Consider the following 18,059-nt stretch of genomic DNA (forward strand, 5'->3'; position numbering starts at 1 on the left):
GTTTTACATTTCCATAGCTATGTGTTTTATTACGAGTGAAACGACTTTTTTTAACACTCCAAAAAGCTATGTCTGTATGTGTTTAAAAAAAAATCATTTCCCAAACAGTAAAAAAGCAATAATCAACGTAACAATCACATTGAATAATTGCGCGATTAAAAACGCATACAAAGGTTTTCGGCTATTGTTACTCAATAAATCTTTAAAGTTGGTTTCCAATCCAATACTTGTAAAAGCAAGAGCAAACCAAATTCCCTGAAGATTTTTTAAACTGTCTTTTACCGCATCTCTGGTTTCAGCAGTAAGCAGGAATGAGAAGAGCAAAGAAGCAGCAATAAAGCCAATTACAAACTTTGGAAAACGTTCCCAAATAATACTCAAAGTTGGTTTTGATTCTATGGCTTCCGCCGAATTGTTGTGTGTATATGTCCAATAAACGGATATGGCAAAAGCGGCAATTCCTAACAATACATTTTGGGAGAATTTTACAATTGTACTAATCTTCAAAGCCGTTTCGCCAACCAAAGATCCGGAAGCCACAACGGCGCCTGATGTATCGATACTTCCGCCTAACCAAGCTCCCGTTACTTCTTCAGGAAAATTGAAATATTTAGCGATTATCGGCATGAAAATCATCATTGGGATTGCAGTTACCAGAACAATCGAGATTACATAAGACAGTTTTTTCGAATCGCCTTTGATCGCTCCCGAAGTGGCAATAGCGGCAGAAACGCCACAAATAGAAACCGCGCTCGAAATCATCATCGTCAATTCGTCGTCGACTTTTAGTTTTTTACAGAGCCAAAAAGCAAAATACCAAACCGACAAAACAACTATCAAAGCCTGAATTAATCCTAAAGAACCTGCTTTGAGAATGTCTGAAAAAATAACGCTCGTTCCCAATAAAACCAATCCGATCTTGACAAATACTTCTGTCGAAAGTGCGGATTTGAACCAATCCGGAAGTTTGAAGAAATTCCCAATTGCTAAACCTATTCCTAAACTAAAAATTACAGCTTCGAGATTCAGTCCTTTTACTTCTGTATTACCCGCAATGATTAGTGCGATAACAGTTAAAATATAAACTACCGGAAAGCCTAATAAAAAGTATTTTACTGATTTCCCAATTAAAAAAGCGCCTAAAGTTCCGATGGAAATCAGGTATAAAAACTGTAATCCGAGGACTTTTAGGTTTTCAAGATCGAATACATCATGAAATAAATCGGTTCCGGTTGACCATTTGAAAACGGGAACTTCGGGAAGAAAAACAAAAAGGGAAATCCCGATGATGATAAATCCGAGAATTACGACGGTCCAGTCTTCGTGAATGTTGAATGTTTTGGTTGGGGTTGACATTGTATTATTTTATTATCCTAACAGGTTTTAAAAACCTGTTAGGTATTTATTTGTTCGTTTGTTTGAATAACCTCCAGCCTTAGCTTGAGGTTATTATTGTGTAATTAACATTGGCTTTAGCCGAACTTTTATATTTGGCTAAAGCCCTGAAATATTATTAAATCTAATCTCCAGCTAAGGCTGGAGGCTATTCAAAAAATCGAATTAAAAGATATTCTGAATTAAACCCGACAGGTTTTTAAAACCTGTCGGGTTTGTATGATGTTAACTATAAATCGACAAAATATTTTTGTTTGCCAAAATCAAATTCATAATGCGTTAGATTCGGCCATAAAGGTTTCACCAAACCTTTTTCCCAGTTTTTTAAGGCAACATGTAATTCTTTTACTTTTTCAGGATTTTGTTGAGCCAAATCTGTTGTTTCAGACTTGTCATTTGCTAAATTATAAAGCCATTCTTCGTGCGTTTTTCCGCTGATAATTAGTTTCCAGTCACCGCTTCTGATGGCTTTTGCATCGCCGGAACGCCAGTATAAAGTTTTATGTGCTTCTTTATTTTCATTGACTGTACTCACAAGATCAACGCCATCATAAACGCGGTCTTTTGGTAAATCAGAATGTATGGCTGCGGCAATTGTAGCAAAAATATCCAACGTACTTACGGGAGTTTTATAAATAGTATGCGGTTTGATTTTTCCCTTCCACGAAAGTGCAAACGGAACATTTACGCCGCCTTCGAAATGAGAAAATTTTCCTGCTTTTAATGGTGCGTTTGTGGTAGCAAAAGTATAATCGGCGCCACCGTTGTCGCTGGCAAAAATGATTAAAGTGTTATCTTCCAGACCTTCTTTTTTGACTTTCGCCCTGATTCTTCCCACGGCATCATCTAAGGCGCTGATCATGGCAAAATAAACACGTTTATTTTCGTCTTTGACATTAGGGAAACGAGCGTAGTATTTTTTACGAACCTGAAAAGGTGTATGTGGTGCATTAAAAGGAACATAAAGTAAAAATGGTTTCTTTTTATTTCTATCAATAAAAGCTTCGGCTTCATCTGCAAATGTTTCGGTTAAATACGCTTTATTGTGAATGATTGTAGTATCACGACGTATTTGTCCAATGCCAACACGGCCATTTCCCCAAATTGTTTTATCTGTAAAATCTTTATGGTGATGATTGATAATATCCGGATTATCATCTTCGGGAGTGTAAAGCGAAAATGCCTGATAAAATCCGTAATGATAATCGAAACCCCGGTCTAAAGGAAAAAATCCTTTGTTATGACCCAAATGCCATTTTCCGATAATTCCTGTGCTGTAACCTTCTCTTTTGGCGAGATCAGCAAACGTAATTTCAGATTGTGGCAAACCTTGCGTGGCGATCGACGCTTCGTTTGGATAATTGATTTTATCATTCAGTCTCCAGTTATTGGTGTTGATTAAATATTTGAAACCGTAATATTCTAAGTTGTTTTTTGGATAGCGATCTCCGGGTTGATATTCATGCCCAAAACGTTCCTGATAACGCCCGGTTAAAATTCCGGCACGCGAAGGCGAACAAATCGAAGCGGAAACATAACCATCCTGAAACGTAACTCCTGACGCTGCTAAAGAATCGATTTGTGGCGTTGGTGTAGATTTTCCTCCGTACAACGAAATATCATATTTCCCTAAATCGTCTGCCAAAAGAATGATGATATTCGGTTTTTTGAATGAACTGTCTGTCGGAACTTTTTCAGATAAAAATGCTGCTTTTCCTTTAAGTAATTTTGCGTCCGGTTTTATTAAAGTTCCATCGGTATTGATGGGCCAGAATAAAAAGATAGCCAGAATTGCCACTACAATAAGAATGGAAAAAAAAATCTTTTTTGTTTTTGATAATGCCATGGTTTTTATTTTTTTATTTTGGATGTTGTTTTGAAACGCACAGAAACTCTTAATTTTTTAGGCGCCAACTTTGTCAAAGTTTTAAACTTTGGCAAAGTTTGCACTAAAAGCTATTATGCGCATTTTTGTCATCCCGAGGAACGAGGGATCTCCGTTAGTAGCTCGACATGCTACATAAACTTTGCGTTAGTTTCTTGCGGAGATCCCTCGTTCCTCGGGATGACAAAATGGTGATTATGATTGCGAAAGACAGATTAAAATAATTAGTAAAATAATAATCTGCCCAATCTGCCGAATCTGCGTGAAAAAAAATTATTTCACAGCCAAAGCCACATCAACATCGTTTTTCAAATCGCCTAAACCATCTTTTTTGAACACAATTTTGCCATTTTGATACAAGATCAAAGTAGGGAAGACCTTTACCGTTTTTAAATCGGCAATAACTTGTGGGCTCTCTTCTAACTCAATCTGAACTATTTTAAGTTTCTCTCCGTATTGTGTTCTCAGATTTTCTAAAATTGGTTTTACGGTTTTGCAGGTGGCGCAATATTTAGAACCAATGTCTACTAAAACGTACGTATTATCGGCAATGATTTTTTTGTATTCCGGTGTGGATAATTTGCTTTTTAAATTCGAATAAAAAGGTTTTCCGCCACCAATCCAGGCTGCAATTCCGCCATCAAGAATATAGACTTCAGAGAATCCTTTTTTTATTAATTCAGTAGATAAAAGACCACTTCTGTAAGCTGCAATAGAATAGATAAATACAGGCTGCGAAGGATTTAAAGCCGCCACAGATTTCTCATAGTTTTCTGACTTAAGATTAAAATTTACAGCACCTTCAATATGATTTAACGCAAATTCTTCAGGACCTCTGGCATCAATTATCTGTGGATTTTTCTGGCTTTTAATTTTCGCGTAAAAAGCATCCAGTAATACAACACTACTGGCGCCTTTATCTTGTGAAAATCCTACTACTGTAAAAAGGAAAAATACAGCTGCGAAACTACTTTTTAATATATTGTTTTTCATGATTTTGATTTTATGGAGTTACAATATTCCAATACGGATTTGCCGGTTCGAAAGTGCTCGCCAATTTTCTGAATTTAAACGGATCACCTTCAAAACTAACGCCGTCTGAAGTTAGAATGTCGCGTGCCGTTTCAGGACTGGATAATAAAGCTACAAACTTGGCTTTTGGGATTGTTAAGGTAAATTCGGCTTTATCATTTGGTCGGGTTTGACTTTGGTGCAAAACGCCGTTTTTAAGATAAACCAGAATGTTTTTATTGAGTTCCGGGAAAATGAAACGCAATTTTACGTCTTTTCCTGCCGCTTTATTTCCGTCAACCGTTACAGATAAATAATCGAAAATAGCTTCTGGAGTTAGTGTAGACAAAAATCCTGCGGCACGATTCACAGGGTTTTTAGGAACAATTACGCCTTCGCGAAGTTCTTTGGCTCCGGATAAATATAAATCTCTCCAAATTCCGGATTCACTTTGATAGGCGATTTGTTCGAAAGCATCGGCTTGTAAATTCTTAGCCGCAGCATTCTCGGGATTCGCAAAGATGACATGTTTCAGTACTTCGGCAACCCAACGGTATTCTCCTTTTTGGTAACTTTCGGTGGCTTTTTTCAAGGCAGTTTCTTCGCCGCCAAACCATTCGACATATTTTTTAGCCGATTCTACTTGTGGTAGTTTATCATAATCAGCAGGATTTCCGTCCCACCAACCTAAGTAGAATTGATAAGTTGCTTTGGCATTGTGTTTTACGGTTCCGTAAAAATCACGGTTGTACCATTCTTTGCCTAATTCGGCAGGAAGTTTTATTTCTTCGGCAATCTCATCTTTATTCAAACCTTTGTTGGCCAAATGAACAGTTTGATCGTGCACGTATTTGTATAAATCTCGTTGTTTTTCCAGAAAAGTAATTCCTTTGTCATGACCGTAAACCGGCCAGGTATGCGACGGAACAATAAATTCGATTTTGGCTCCAAATAAATCAATAGCTTCGTCAAGATATCCTGCCCAAGCTTTGGCGTCTCTGGTTTTGGCACCGCGAGGAGTAAGGACATTGTGATAGGTATGACTGGCAATTTCGGCAGAAAAGAAAACTTTTTGAGCAGGAGCAAAGACCGTTAATTCGGCTGGAGCTTCAGAATTCGGCGTAAGCTGAAAAATTAGATCCAGGCCATCAATATTGATTGTTTGTCCGGTTTTTTCCACTTCAAAATTAGGCTGTAAAAGAGAGGAAGAACCTCCGCTTAAAAACGGTTTTCCCAGACCCACATCAACCTGACCTGTCGCGCTTCTTTCTAAACTTAACCCAAATTGATATCCGGCTCTTCGTCGCATTACGTTTCCTAAAAGTACATTTTCGCTTACCGCTTCTTCATAAAAACCTTTTGGTGTGATAAATTTTACTTTTCCGGATTTGATATCTTCTGCAGCAACCAATCCTTCAATACCGCCATAATGATCACCGTGACTGTGCGTTACAATTATGGCCAAAATAGGTTTATTAGCGACGTGTTTTTTGACTAGTTCATAAGCGGCAGCAGAAGCTTCACCAATCGTTAAGGCATCAATTACAACATAACCATTTTTGGTTTCGATAAACGAAATATTGGCAACATCAAAAGAACGAACCTGATAAACGCCATTGGTAATTTTAAACAATCCGTTGATGTTGTTGAGCTGTGCCTGACGCCACAAAGCAGGATTTACTGTTTCAGGAGATTTCCCTTTAATGAAGGCGAAATCGTTCAGATTTACAGCGACATTTCCGGTTTTAGAAAGAATCTTACCGTCGGCAAGAGTGGCGATAAAACCTCTCTTGGCGTCGGTAAAATCGGCAGTATCATCAAAGTTTAAGTTTGAATATACTGCCTCATTTGATTTTTGGGTAAAAGTTGAGGCCTGTTTTGGCGCTTGTGCGTTTGCAGCAATGGTGAATCCTATTAACAGGGTCGTTATTTTATTTTTTTTCATGGTATTTTTAAGATTGAGCCTGCTCGTAATACACCGGGCTCGGAGAAACTGTTTCTATTTTGGCTTTTATTGGGACAGATAAAACTCCTTCTGCCAAAGCACTTCCTTCTTTTTTAGATTTGAATATTGGCCACAAAAATTGCGCGTACCATTCTTCTTGCTTGTACGATTTCATTCCGTATGAAGTTGGATATTTACGGGTGATTAAAGCAGTTCCGAAAATCACATCCCAAAGAAAAAACATGTTCCCAAAGTTTCCTTTAAAGTGTCCAACGCCGTCTCCGCTAGTATCGGCATGATGCGCATGATGCGTTGCAGGAGTCGAAATTAAACGTTCAAGAACCCATGCAATTGGATGTAAGATTCTGTATTTGTAAAATGGTTTGTCCCATTTGATACTTGAATGCGCACCAAGAGTGATGAAACTTTTGATCACCAAAACAAACAATGCAGGTAATCCTAAACCTAAATACGTCAAGGTAGCCGTTAAATAAATTTGAGAAAAGAAAACCGTATAAATAAAGTTTTGTCTCGATGCCATTGCCATTCCCATATACGGAGCCGAATGATGCGTTCTGTGAAATCTCCATAAAAACGGAACCTGATGGTGCAGTCTGTGGTACCAGTATTGCGTTAAATCATCAGCGATTGCGATAAGGAAAAATCCTCCCCAAAACGGAACCCATGAAAGTGAGTTGGCCAAATTTGGGATCAAATAAGGCAATGCCGTTAAACTGAAAAATGCGATTACCGGTGGTAAAAGTAATTTTGGAGCCAGGAAACAAATAATATCTATTTTGCGTTCTTCACCCGTCCATTCATCATCGTACAAACCGGCTGTAAATTCTATAATTCCCAGAACCAACATAAAAACAGTTAATCCCCAGGTACGAATGTTTTCGAAAGCGGGTTTTGTAAATTCTAAAAACGAGGGTAAGGTAAGGTGCGATTGCGTTATAACACCATTTGTTAGTTTGAAATAAAGAAATATTGCCACTACCGGCAATGAATATATTACGAAACTAATACTTAAATCTCTTATTAATCTGCTTCTTGAATTGTGATCTATTATTGCCATGATATCTTATTTTAAAAAATTACTAATTAATGCTAAACCTCCCGCCAAAATGACTAGCGGAACTAAAAAAACAATCGCTCCCACGATGATTTTTTTTCCTATAATTTCATAGTCTACTCGTTTCATATTTGTGAATTTTATTTTTTAATTGTCAAATATGTAATCGCCATTATTGCTGTTTGTTTTGCACAGATTTTGTTTTAGAGGCGATTTCATGATTTCTAATTTTTATGTTTATAACTGTATTGAAAATCAATGCGTTTTTAATAAATGTAAAAATAAATAAAGTACTACTTTAATTCTATTGAATTAATAGAGTTTTATTTATTGATTTTTTCCAAATTTGTTATAATACGTATTGATTATTATTTTACTTTTTGAATGGTAGGAAGCGTCTCCACCGTTAAATTTTCTCTGAGTTTTTCAGAAGGCAAGTACAAACGAATGATTAAACTTGCTTTTTGAACATCGTTAATTGGCAGCCAGTTTTCCTTTTTCTCAGTTCCCGAAAGATTGATTTTATACGAAGTACTATCAGATTCATATTTTACATCTTCAAGATTATAGCTGTATTTATTGATTGGATTTTTAATTAAAAAACCATTTTCGTCATACGCTGTAATGCTCCAATATTTCGCGTCTAGTTTTTTCCCGCTAATGACATAGTCAGCTTTTGGGTCTAATGCGTTTCCTTCGCTATCAGTACTTGTGCTCAGGTAGATAACTTCTTTTTTAGTTAGGGCATAAGGTCCGTAAACTGCCACTTGTGCAATGGTTAGCAAATCGGCTGAGTTGAGGTCTTTGTCTTTATCAACCGTTTGCCAGTTACCAATAATGCGTTGCGAATCGCTCTTGCCGGATTTGATGTTGTAAACACCAACGGCACTCCCGAATACAATAGCGAGAATGATCAATGCTACCGCAAGTCCTATCTTTTTAATTTTTTGATTTAAAGCCATTTTAATTTTTATTTAAATTGAATGTTTTGTTTGGGCAGCTTTGTCAAAGTTTTAAACTTTGACAAAGCTTTCATACGTTTTTTCCATTTCGATTTCTATGTAAAGTCGAATCTTTTTCAGGAGCTAATCCCGCTATCCGTTCCAATCTTTTGTTCCGAACCCCGGAACAAAAGGATTTCCACTTCTATCGGGGCTAGGACAATCTTTGTCGAGTTTCGCGTGTGTCCTTCGACTTGGCTCAGGATGACAAACTTTTGGGTTGCGATCGCGAATGATGATTAAACTAAAAAATCTGTTTAAATCCGCGTCTTTGCAAAGCAAATCCGTGTCATCTGCGTATCATGACAAAGGTTAAGCTTACTTCCCTAATTTCTCTACCGTAACACCATGCTGCAATTCGGCCAATGTTTTTACCGGATATGCTTTCGAAACCAAATAACGAAACAGAATCAGTCCTTTATTCGTTGGACTGTAAATGATTTTTTCCTTCGGAATATTTTTCAAGACTTCGGCAGTACTACCTTCAGGAGCTAAATAATATTCGAATTTGGCTTTTACTTTTTCTTCGTTCTCAACAAAAAAATTGGTGGTATTTTCCTGATAAGCCGAGATAGACCAATAAGTAGAATCGGGAACAATTCCTGAAATTTTCAATACATCATCTTTCAAATCATAATTGATTGTCGAATACAAAAAATCCGGATTTGGTAACGGAATTACTCTGCTGTTTTCAGCATTGGGCTGATCTCCAAATCGGGGAGTATTGACAACGCCAAGACTTTTTTCTGCAAACTTTTTTTGCACATAATAAGGAGTTATCCAGATCGTGAGGTAGTAAAAACTTACTGCAATTACTACAAGAATCAAGGCGAAAAGGCCTTTTTTCAAAATTGGTTTTGTTACTGCCATAATTTACTTGTTTTAATATCAGTACTATTCATGATACTTTACAGCATGATGAATAGTACTGATGGATTTCTATTTATTTTTCTTGTGAACTCGTTGTTTCAAAACATCCTGCCAGTCGATAAAAGGATAGATGTTATTTTTCTTCGCCTGATCATCAAAAGCAGCCTGAAGTTCTTTTAGTTTTTCAGGATTCTTTTTAGCCAGATCAACTCTTTCGTTAAAGTCAGTATTCAGGTTGTATAATTCCCAAACATCATTGTCATAGGTACTTGGACCTGTACTTTTTGCCAAAGCGCCATTATCAACAATATCGATAAAATCAGGATGATGAGGTGCCGCAGCTTTCCAGCCGTCTTTGTACAAAGCTCTTGATCCAAAAATATAATAGTATTGAATTTTATGTCTTGAAGGAGCTTTTGCATCAGCATAAGAATACGCTAATGAAGTTCCCTGAATAGAATCCTGAGCAATGCCGCGGATTTCCTTTGGAGCAGTAATGCCAACTGTTTCCAGAGTGGTTGGTAAAATATCTATCACGTGACCGTATTGGTTACGAATTCCCGGAGTTTTTATTCCTTTTGGATAATAAACAATCAACGGATTACGCGTTCCTCCTTCAGAATGTGCATCTTGTTTCAGGTTTTTAAAAGGTGTATTTGCAGCCAAAGCCCATCCGTAAGGATAATTTCCCTCGATAGCTTCCGGAGTTCCCAAAAGATCAATTTTAGCCAGGTTTTCTTTTACATCATCTTCTTTAGAACCATTCCCAAATAATTTTTTCAACAACGGCTGATCGATTGTTCCGGATCCTGTTCCTTCTTTACTAGCTCCATTATCACCCAAAACAACGTAGAAAACGGTATTGTCTAACTGATTTATTTCTTTCAGATGATTTACAATTCGGCTTACTTCATAATCCGTGTATTCGAGATATCCGGCATAGATTTCCATGAAACGAGCGTATAATTTCTTTTCGTCAGGAGATAAAGTATTCCACGCTTTTACATACGAATCACGCGTAGGCAATTTGGCATCAGCCGGAATTAAACCTAACTTCTTTTGATTGGCAATTACTTTATCACGGTAAACATCCCAGCCTTCATCAAATTTACCTCTGTATTTGTCGCTCCATTCTTTGGCTACCTGATGCGGAGAATGTGTTGCTCCCGGCGCATAATATAAAAAGAAAGGTTTGTTTGGTGCTGCACTTTTCTGGCGATCGATATAGGTAATGGCTTTGTCTGTGATTAATTCACTTAAGTGTTTCCCTTTTAAATCAGCCGTAAATTGGTTTTTAGATTTATCATTTCCTGCATTATTCAGTCTTGTGTTTCCGTTTAACCAAGTTTGATCTTCAACTAAATCCGGATTGTACTGATCTGTTTCTGATCCTAAGAATCCGTAGAAATGATCAAAACCTTTTCCGGTTGGCCATCTGTCAAACGGACCTGCATCTGTAGCATCTTCATCTGGAGTTACACCGTATTTTCCAACAGCAAAAGTATTGTATCCGTTGTCGCGTAAAATTTCAGCAATGGTTCCTGCCGAAGACGGAATTCTTCCATCATAACCCGGAAAACCAGCTGACATGGCGGTATGCGAAAATCCACCTACGTGAACGGCATGTGCATTACGACCAGTTAATAATCCGGCGCGGGTTGGCGCACAAATCGCAGTGGTGTGAAAATTGGTATAACGCAAACCATTATTGGCCAAACTCTCGAAAGTAGGTGTGTTGATCAAACCTCCAAAAGCACTTGTAGCGCCGTAACCCACATCATCTAATAAAATCCAGACTACGTTTGGCGCACCTTCAGGAGCTTTTACAGGATCTGGCCAATATTCTTTAGAATCGGCTAAGGTTTTACCAATTACACCTTTGTAATTTGGATCAGGTTTTATTTGCGCAAAACCTAATTGCGTCAATATTAATGCAGTAATCAACAGCCCTTTTTGTGGACTTTTGATTTTAGTATTCAATTTTAAATTTTTCATTAGATTAAATTTTTATTATTTAATGCGTAATCATTGTTTAACTATTTTATTTTATTCCAATCTTGTACGCCTACTTTTGCGGACCATTGCTGATGTAATTCAATCAGGTTTTGGAGTAGTTTCGGTTCTGATTTTGCTACGTTTTTTGTTTCGGTTCTGTCAGTAGCAAGATTGTACAATTCCCAAGGCTGATTGTTTTCGGCTACAGCCTTCCAATCTCCTTTTCGTACCGCTTTGCTGCCTTCATGTTCCCAAAACAAAGCTTCATGTGCATCAGATTGTTGTCCTTCAAATTCCTTTTTTAAACTAATCCCTTCTAAAGGTGTTAGCTTTTTTCCCTGAAAAAAATCCGGATATTGAAACCCCGCATACTCGAGAAAAGTTGGAAAAATATCAATCAAATGACTTACTCTGTTGCTTACTGTTCCCGCTTTAATATGTTTAGGATAATAAGCAATAAAAGGGGAAGCAATTCCACCTTCGTGAGTGTTCTTTTTGAATAATTGAAAAGGCGTGTTGCTCACATTTCCCCACGGACTTTCGTAACTATCGATTGATGCAACCGATCCTGGTGTTCCATTTTTTTGTATAACATAATTCCAGTTTTTCACATCATCGGCACTTCCGCCATTATCCGAAAGAAAAAGAACGATCGTATTATCTTCTTCTCCCAACGACTTGACTTTCTGCAGGATTTCTCCAATTCCGGCATCCATTCGGTCGATCATGGCGGCGTAAATTGCCATTCGCGTATCCCATTTGTCTTTTTCTTCGACGCTTAGTTTTTCCCAATCCGGTACTTTTTCAAAACGATTTGATAAGTCCCAATTTTTATCAATAATGCCTTGTTCTTTTAATTTTTTAAAACGGCTTTCTCTCAATTTATCCCAGCCTTCGAGATATTTGCCTTTGTATTTTGCAATATCTTCGGGCAATGCCTGAATGGGCCAATGTGGAGCATTATAAGCCACATAAAGAAAAAAAGGTTTTTGCTGATTTCTTTGTTTTTCTAAAGAACTAATAGCAAAATTGGTTATTTCCTGAGTCAGATAAGTCGACGTATCCCTGCGAATAACTTCTTTATCTCCTTTCATAAAAGTGACTTTTCTTCCGTCGTTATATAAAGGTTCTGAGTTGAAATAACTGCTTCCATTGTTTTGTAAAGTAAAAGAATCATCAAACCCTCTATTAACTGCCCAGGCTGATGGTACAAGACCCACGTGCCATTTTCCGGAAACAATTGTATTGTATCCTGCCTGTTTGAGTGCTTGCCCAATCGTGATACAATGCTCGTTTAAATATCCCTGATAGGCAGGAAATCCTTTGTCCTGAACCATGTCGCCAATTCCTGCCTGGTGTGGATACAAACCCGTGAGCAATGAAGCGCGGGAAGGACAGCAACGTCCTGCATTGTAAAACTGCTTTATAATAAGCCCGTTTTTAGCGAGCTTATCTAAGTTTGGCGTTTTAATTTCTGAGCCAAAAGCACTAATATCTGAGAAACCTAAATCATCTGCCAAAATGACGATGATATTAGGTTGCTTTTTTTGTGCCAATAGCTGAAATTGTGCAACAACCAATAGGGCGATAAGGAACAGTTTTTTAATCATTTTATTTATTTGGATGAAAATCGGTTATTAGTATCCAGGGTTTTGTGGCAAACCAACAGGATCAATACTTCTTTCGCTTTGTGGAATAGGGTAAAGGTTATTTCTTTCTGAAACAGAGTTTTTAGCTGTTACTTTTTTCACTTCGGTTACCAGAGTTCCCCAGCGAACCAGATCGAACCAGCGTTGCCCTTCCTGAACGAATTCTTTTTTGCGTTCTTCTTGGATTGCTGCTCGAAAAGTAACCTGATTTAATCCTGATAAATCTACAGCTGCATCTGGCGTTGTAATTGGTTTTCCAAAAGCTCTTCTTCTTACCTGATTGATCAATTCATAAGCTTCCGGAGTTGGTGTTCCCTGTTCGTTTATCGCTTCCGCTAATGACAACAGGATATCGGCATAGCGAATAATTGGGAAATTAATAGCGACGTTACCCGGAGTTGCCACATTGGTTAAATCCAAATATTTTTTGAAGATGGGTTTAGGGAAAGTGTAAATATTTGCAGTTCCCGGAATTGGTAATGTCTTGGCATAACTTACATCTCTTCTTGTATCTCCAGGAGCATATATATCATAAAATAAAGCAACATCTGAAATAATATCTGCTGGTTCTGTAGCAGTAAAACCTATAAATGATGTCGATTGAAAAGTACTTCCGCTTGATCCGTTTCCTGCCTGATTGGGCTCGAACTGAACAGAGAAAATATGTTCTTTACCATTCTTTTTTGTTTTAGTAAAAATATCCTGAAAACTTTCAAAAAGAGCATAACCGTAACCGCCATTAATAACTTCTCTGGCTTTTAAAATGGCATTTGGATAATCTTTTCTTGTTAGATATACTTTTGCTAAAATAGCTTTTGCAGCTCCTGATGTTGCACGTCCTAAATCACTTGCAGGATAAGTTGCAGGTAATGCTTCGGCAGCATTCAAATCTGAAATAATCTGAGTGTAAACAGCATCGACAGTTTCTCTTCTTGATTTTAAACTTTCTAATTGTATAGAAGTTGGTTCATGCAATTCAATTGGCACTCCTCCCCACAAACGAACTGCCTGAAAGTATAATAATCCTCTAATGAATTTTGCTTCATTAATCAATCTTGTTTTAACAGTTTCGTTTCCTACGACTTTAGGGATATTATCGATAGAAACATTGGCTCTGTTGATTCCGGCGTAAATCTGGCGCCATGCTACCTGAACACGATCTGAAGTGGCATCATGAGTCAAACTGCTTAAAGCTCTTACCTGAGGGTTTGTTGCCGAAACTCCTGCTGCAGCATAATCAGTAGCCATATCGGTTAAGAAATAAAGGTTTCTGCCAAATAAACTTTGTTCTCCCGGATCAAGACTTAAAGAGGCATAAACAGCAGTTACACTTGCAACGGCATCATCCTGCGTTTTAAAATATTTATCTTCGGTAACAAAAGAGGTAGGTGTTACCTCCAGATCTGCGCACGATGTAAATAAACCGGCGCTAAATAGGATTGTTATAATAATCTTTTTCATTGTGTATATTTTTTGCTTAGAAAGTTATGTTCAGACCCGAAATGAATGTTTTAGAGTTTGGATAAGAACCAAAATCAATTCCGGGATATAAGTTGTTTTGTTCGTATGAACTTACCTCTGGATCATAACCAGTGTATTTTGTCCATGTAATTAAATTTTCAGCAGATACATAGAATTTAATGCTTTTGGCTCCTAATTTTTGAGAAGCGCTTTTAGGCAATGTATATCCTAAAGTGATTAATTTTAATCTTAAAAAAGAAGCATCTTCTACATAACGCTCAGAAACGATTCCAAGAGGAGAACTTGTGGCTCTCGGGACTTCATTGCTTGGATTTGTTGGAGTCCAGCGATCGTCCAGAGTAACATTAGCATTTGTGCCAAGAGTAGAAATCTCTAATTGCTGATTTAAGGCATTAAATATCTTTCCGCCATAAGATCCCTGAAAAGAGAAATTAAGATCAAAATCACGATAAGAAACGGTATTACTAAAACTTCCAACAAATTTAGGTTGAGAACTTCCTAAGTTACCTTTGTCAAGTGCAGTGATTACACCATCTCCGTTAGTATCTACATATCTTCTGTCTCCAACTTTTGTGTTGGCTAAACTGTTTATTTTTGGCTGCGTATTAACTTCTTCCTGAGTCTGGAAAATTCCGTTTGTTTTATATCCCCAAAAAGTTCCCAATGGCAAACCTACTTTTACTGTTACAGGTTGTTGCTGTAATAAAGATCCGTTTGGCACTACAGGAAAAAACTGATCAACTCCGTTTCCTATCGAAACCACTTTGTTTTTGTTGGCAGATAAAACAACATTTGAGTTCCATGAAAAAGTTTCAGTTTTTACATTTTCTGTTGTTAAACCAATTTCAATACCTTTATTTTCAACCCCTCCAATATTCTGAAGAACTGTAGCATAACCTGAAGTAAGCGGAATAGGCACATTAATTAATAAATCATTTGTTTTCTTGTAATACACATCAAATACAAAATTGATTTTTCTATCTAATAATGATAAATCTAAACCAACATTATATTGATTTGTTTTTTCCCATTTCAAATCCGGATTTGCCAATCGGGTAGGAGCTAATCCTGTCTGTAAAGTTCCTCCAAAGGCATAATTTACAGAACCCATTTGAGCTAAAGAAAGATAATTACCAATTTCCTGGTTTCCTGTTGTTCCCGCTGTAATTCTAAGTTTAGCTTCGGTTACACCTTTAATATTTTTAGCAAAATCTTCGTCAGTAATATTCCATGAAAACCCTGCTGATGGGAAATAACCCCAAAGAGATTCCGATCCAAATCGTGATGAACCATCGGCACGTGCAGATAAAGTAAAGTTGTATTTTCCTTTGTATGAATAATTTATTCTGGTTAACCATGACTTTAATACACTTTCAAATGCATCGCTATAAGGTTTTACCGCAACACCATCTTGCAGAGCGTTATACGTATTAGCATCATTTACAAATGTATTAGATCCGGCATTTACTACTTCACCTTGAGTGTATTGAAGTGTATATCCTCCTAAAGCCGAAAATTTATGGTTTTCACCAAAAGTCGTATTGTAATTCAACGTGTTTTCATTCAATACAGAACTTACCAGACGATCTCCCACAGAAGCCAATCCTTTTGTTCCTGCTCCGGCAGTAGTGGTAGACGAAGCATAATAGTTTTGTTTTGTATCGATAACGTCACCGCTCACGGCTACTTTTGCTACAAGCTTTTTAGTGATTTTATATTCACCAAATAAGCTGGTCAAAATTCTGTTTATTTTAGTTTCGTTAGTTGTACTGACTAAGTCGTTGATAGGGTTTGGGATAATACCATTTACTGCAGTTGCATACGGATTATTGGTTAAGTTATAACTTCCGTCTGCATTTTTAATAGGAACTACCGGAGGTTGATACAAAGCCACCACTAATGGGTTTGGAGATCTTCCGGCAGCCGCACCGCCATTTGTACCTACACCATTAGAAATCGAATTACTGTAGTTGGCATTTACACCAAATTTAAATTTCTCAGAGTAATTTCTTTCGTAATTTACACGAAGCGAAATCCTTTTAAAATCTGATGCAATTACAATTCCGTCTTGTTGAAAATATCCTGCAGAAATAGCATATCTGGAACGCTCATCTCCACCAGAGAAAGATAACTGATGATTTTGTACAGGCGCTGCAGTTCTAAAAAGAGCATCTTGCCAGTCGTAACTTCCCGATGTTTTAAAAGCTTCTATCTGAGCCGGTGTAAAAGATGGAGCCTGACCAATACTAGCCTGAACATCATTGCGCAAGCTTGCCCATTGGCTGGCATTCATTAAGTTTAGTTTTTTCGATACATTCTGAAATCCAAAATAACCTTGGTACGAAATATTATCCTGTCCTTTTGTTCCTTTTTTGGTAGTAATGATAACTACACCATTAGCACCACGCGATCCGTAAATGGCAGTTGCTGAAGCATCTTTTAATACCTCGATAGATTCAATATCAGCCGGGTTTATAGTTGATAAAACATTGACTGTTGCACCGGCATTCGTAACTCCTGCGGTACTATTATTGTTATCATTATATATTAATATTCCGTCTACAACATACAAAGGTTCATTACCGGCCGTAATCGAGTTTCCTCCTCTAATACGTACACTTGATGAAGCTCCCGGGCGACCCGAACTTTGTGTAACTACCACTCCCGGAATCGCACCTCGTAACAGGTTATCTGCAGATGAGGTCACTTGAGATAAGTTTGCTTTAGGAACTGAAGCTACAGAACCTGTAATGTCTTTTCTCTTTTGAGAACCGTATCCCACAACAACCAATTCATCTAATTCCTGGCGTTCTTCTTTTAGATTAATTGTAATTGGGTTTTTGTCTACAATTATTTCAGCTTTTTTGTATCCAATGTAGCTTACGATTAAAGTATAAGGGAATTTTTGACCGGTTTGAAAATAAAATTTTCCTTCAGCATCTGTCTGAACGCCATGTGTTGTTCCTTTAATAACAACTGAAGCTCCAATAATAGGCTGATTTGTAACGTCGTCTACCACAGTTCCGTCGAGCTTAGACTGTATAAGTGGCGTTGTATTTTGGGCATTAATTCCTGCCGTGACAAGCAGGAGAAATAGTAATGAGTTTATTTTTAAAAAATTTTTCATTTCTTTGTACTGGTTTTAAGTAATTAACAAGAGGCCTTGAAAGTTGATTTTTCAACTCTCTAATGGTATTCTTGATTTAGTGATAAATGTTCTTTAAGCCTTGCCATTTCTGTTGCCGCAGAAATGGCTTTTTTTATTTACAGCAACAATTTTGCATCTTTTTCATCTTTGTTTTTTTAGTTATTAGTTATTTTCTTTTAGTTTATAGGTATAGTTTAACAACCCTTTTGATATAAATTAGGGTATCAAACAGATTTTTGTAATTTCAATAAGTAATCTTTGTGAGGTATTTTAAATTTCGTCTTTTAAATCGATTCGATAAAAAAGAGATATCGAATATAAACGAAAAAAATGCTAAGAATTAGCAACAGAAGCACATATAACAGACTGTGTTATAAGTATATTTTTTAGGAAGAATGTAATACGCTATGCTTTCGGTTGTTTTCAAAATATAATTCTTTATGGTTTCAAATATTTTTATACTCTACTAATCCTATAGACAAAGTTAATTTTAATATAATAAAAACCAAAAATTTGTTCATTTTTTTTTTATTAAAGCTAAAATAAATAATTATAAAAGTAATATTTATGAATTAAGTATTTGATAATCAGTTGTTTATTTGT

At 36.9% G+C, this 18,059-nt stretch carries 11 protein-coding genes; all 11 read right to left on the reverse strand.

Annotated elements, in window-relative coordinates; all coding sequences use genetic code 11:
- Positions 1 to 93: 93 nt before the first annotated feature.
- Positions 94 to 1,356, reverse strand: a complete 1,263-nt coding sequence (locus ACIDC4_RS08545) for a YeiH family protein (RefSeq protein WP_412042419.1) — start codon at positions 1,354 to 1,356, stop codon at positions 94 to 96.
- A gap of 268 nt (positions 1,357 to 1,624) precedes the next feature.
- On the reverse strand, positions 1,625 to 3,241 hold the full coding sequence (locus tag ACIDC4_RS08550; protein WP_412042418.1) for a sulfatase-like hydrolase/transferase: 1,617 nt from the start codon (positions 3,239 to 3,241) through the stop codon (positions 1,625 to 1,627).
- Positions 3,242 to 3,553: 312 nt separating this feature from the next.
- Entirely contained in the window at positions 3,554 to 4,273 is a 720-nt protein-coding gene (locus ACIDC4_RS08555) for a rhodanese-like domain-containing protein (protein ID WP_412042417.1), read from the reverse strand.
- 10 nt (positions 4,274 to 4,283) lie between these two features.
- Entirely contained in the window at positions 4,284 to 6,236 is a 1,953-nt protein-coding gene (locus ACIDC4_RS08560; RefSeq protein WP_412042416.1) for an alkyl/aryl-sulfatase, read from the reverse strand.
- A 7-nt stretch (positions 6,237 to 6,243) separates the two neighbouring features.
- Positions 6,244 to 7,314, reverse strand: coding sequence for a sterol desaturase family protein (locus ACIDC4_RS08565; RefSeq protein ID WP_412042415.1), 1,071 nt, complete (start codon positions 7,312 to 7,314; stop codon positions 6,244 to 6,246).
- Between the two features lie 365 nt (positions 7,315 to 7,679).
- The gene (locus ACIDC4_RS08570) at positions 7,680 to 8,273 is read right to left on the reverse strand and encodes a DUF1214 domain-containing protein (RefSeq protein WP_412042414.1); all 594 of its coding nucleotides are present in this window, start codon (positions 8,271 to 8,273) and stop codon (positions 7,680 to 7,682) included.
- 357 nt (positions 8,274 to 8,630) lie between these two features.
- A complete protein-coding gene (locus tag ACIDC4_RS08575; RefSeq protein ID WP_412042413.1) occupies positions 8,631 to 9,182 on the reverse strand; it encodes a DUF1254 domain-containing protein in 552 nt (183 codons plus the stop codon).
- Between the two features lie 69 nt (positions 9,183 to 9,251).
- The gene (locus ACIDC4_RS08580) at positions 9,252 to 11,177 is read right to left on the reverse strand and encodes an arylsulfatase (RefSeq protein WP_412042412.1); all 1,926 of its coding nucleotides are present in this window, start codon (positions 11,175 to 11,177) and stop codon (positions 9,252 to 9,254) included.
- A 41-nt stretch (positions 11,178 to 11,218) separates the two neighbouring features.
- Complete coding sequence (locus ACIDC4_RS08585) at positions 11,219 to 12,787, reverse strand: arylsulfatase (RefSeq protein ID WP_412042411.1); 1,569 nt, start codon at positions 12,785 to 12,787, stop codon at positions 11,219 to 11,221.
- Between the two features lie 27 nt (positions 12,788 to 12,814).
- Positions 12,815 to 14,287, reverse strand: a complete 1,473-nt coding sequence (locus ACIDC4_RS08590) for a RagB/SusD family nutrient uptake outer membrane protein (protein ID WP_412042410.1) — start codon at positions 14,285 to 14,287, stop codon at positions 12,815 to 12,817.
- A 16-nt stretch (positions 14,288 to 14,303) separates the two neighbouring features.
- A complete protein-coding gene (locus ACIDC4_RS08595) occupies positions 14,304 to 17,435 on the reverse strand; it encodes a SusC/RagA family TonB-linked outer membrane protein (protein WP_412042409.1) in 3,132 nt (1,043 codons plus the stop codon).
- Positions 17,436 to 18,059 lie beyond the last annotated feature (624 nt).

The organism is Flavobacterium sp. C3NV (genome assembly GCF_046825355.2).
Taxonomy (GTDB): Bacteria; Bacteroidota; Bacteroidia; order Flavobacteriales; family Flavobacteriaceae; genus Flavobacterium.